The sequence below is a fragment of the Streptosporangium amethystogenes genome (assembly GCF_000721075.1).
GTDB classification, from domain to species: Bacteria; Actinomycetota; Actinomycetes; order Streptosporangiales; family Streptosporangiaceae; genus Streptosporangium; species Streptosporangium amethystogenes.
The window spans coordinates 1-1,798 of record NZ_JOEQ01000110.1 but is presented as its reverse complement, the minus strand read 5'-3'; the positions used below and the strand labels follow the sequence as shown (position 1 = coordinate 1,798).

Genomic DNA, 1,798 nt, shown 5'->3' with positions numbered 1-1,798 from the left:
GCGGCTTCCTCCAGGTCTGTGTCCGCAGATGCCTGAATCACGGTACTCATCAGGTGTATCTCCTTGATCAGGAGTTACACCGAAAACCGTACAGTCCCTCATCTCCCGCGATCTTCAAGATGCTGTCGAGCGCACTGCGGCAGCAGGACTGAGCGACTTCGGCAGCGGCCGGATACCGCTGCGGTGTCGACAGCATCATGCCTGCGGTCGCTAGCAGGTTGACCGCCCGTTCCCCGTTGGCACCTTGCGCGGTCAGCGCGGCGACGAGATCAGCCTGCACGATGAACCGTTCAGACGAACCGACGTCGTCTGTACCAAGGGAAGACGTATGACTCACCGAGACACCGTAGCTCTCCCTGCGAACTCGAGCCCCAGGAGTTCGATCACGAGCATTCACGATGGGCAGGAGGGGGAGCGAAGTTGGTCGACCAGCCGATGCTGGCGGCAGGTGACCTCGGTTGCCATACGCTGATCGAAGCGGTAGGCGCAGGAGTAATGAAGCTGATCAGCGCGGTCGTAGGCATGGGTGGTGTTGGGACTGGCGTGGCCGAGCAGTGCCTGGACGGCCTCCAGAGGTTCTCCGGTTCCCAGCATGGCGGTGGCCACGCTGTGCCGGATGGAGTGGATCGACAGCGTGTCGGGGTTCAAGATGCCCGCTGACATGGCGATCCGTTGAACAAGCTGGTAGACGAAGGTGCGCTGTAGCGGTGCGCCGGTGCGGGTGAGAAAGACTGGCCCTGGCATGTTGCCGCGTTCGGTGAGGTAGGCGTCGAGGATCTCGCCGGCGTATGCGGCGAGGATCACCGGGTGGGTGCTGCCGCCTTTGACCGGCAGGGTGATGATCCGGTGGTGGCGTTCCCCCCGGGGTGTGGACACCCGGTTTCATGCAGCCAGTGCCGTCATTCTAACAAGCCGATCTTCATACACGGCCGGGGGTAGGTTCCCGATCGCCGAGTGCCGTCGACGGTGGTTGTAGCGGGCGATCCATCGGAAGATCTCCGTGCGGGCGTCGGCCTCGTCGCTCCAGCGGCGCTTGCCTCTGCCGTGCAGCAGTTCACGCTTGAGGGTGGCGTTGAACGCCTCGGCGAGCGCGTTGTCCAGGCATGTCCCCGTCCTTCCGCTCGATCGCCGGATGCCGTTGGCGGCGCACAGCGCGGCGAACTCGGCCGAGGTGTACTGACAGCCGCGATCGGCGTGGAAGATCACGCCGGCGACGTGCCCGCCACGTGCCCGCACTGCCGCCGTCAGTGCGTCGCCGATCAGTTCGGTACGCAGATGGCCGGCGATCGACCAGCCGATCAGCCGGCGTGATCCGATGTCGATGACGGTGGCCAGGTACAGCCACGAGTCGCCTACCGGCAAATAGGTGATATCGCCGCACCACCGCTTGTCGACCGCGCCGGGCCTGAAGTCGCGCTGGAGCAGGTCGGGGACAGGCGCAGCCCTCTGATCGGGGATGGTGGTCCGCCTGCCCTTGCGCAGGTGCGGGCCGACGATGCCCGCCTGGCGCATCAGGCGGGCGACCCGCTTGACGTTGACGATCTCCCCGGCCTCGCGCAGGTCGGCGGTGATCCGAGGTGAGCCGTTGGTCCCGCCCGAGTCAGTGTGAAACGACCGGATCTTCTCCACGATCTGTGCGTCCTCGGCCGCTCTGGCCTGGCGAGCGGGTTCCCGCTTGCGCCAGGCGTAGAAGGCGCCGCGGCCGACGTTCAACACCCTGCACAGCCGCGCGATGCCGAAGCCGGCGTGGGCGGAGATGAACCTGAAGCGGCTGATCAACGATCCATCTCCTTCGCAA

At 65.5% G+C, this 1,798-nt stretch carries 3 protein-coding genes; all 3 read right to left on the bottom strand.

All coding sequences use genetic code 11. The annotated features are described in order from the left end of the window. Positions 1-67: 67 nt before the first annotated feature. Entirely contained in the window at positions 68-337 is a 270-nt protein-coding gene (locus tag IG98_RS51755; RefSeq protein WP_157594902.1) for a hypothetical protein, read from the bottom strand. Between the two features lie 56 nt (positions 338-393). After that, positions 394-876 (bottom strand): tyrosine-type recombinase/integrase, encoded by a 483-nt coding sequence (locus IG98_RS0143775; protein WP_030926446.1) that lies wholly within the window; start codon positions 874-876, stop codon positions 394-396. Between the two features lie 6 nt (positions 877-882). Next, a partial coding sequence (locus tag IG98_RS0143770) for an IS3 family transposase (RefSeq protein WP_211264387.1) occupies positions 883-1,798 on the bottom strand: 916 nt, incomplete at its 5' end.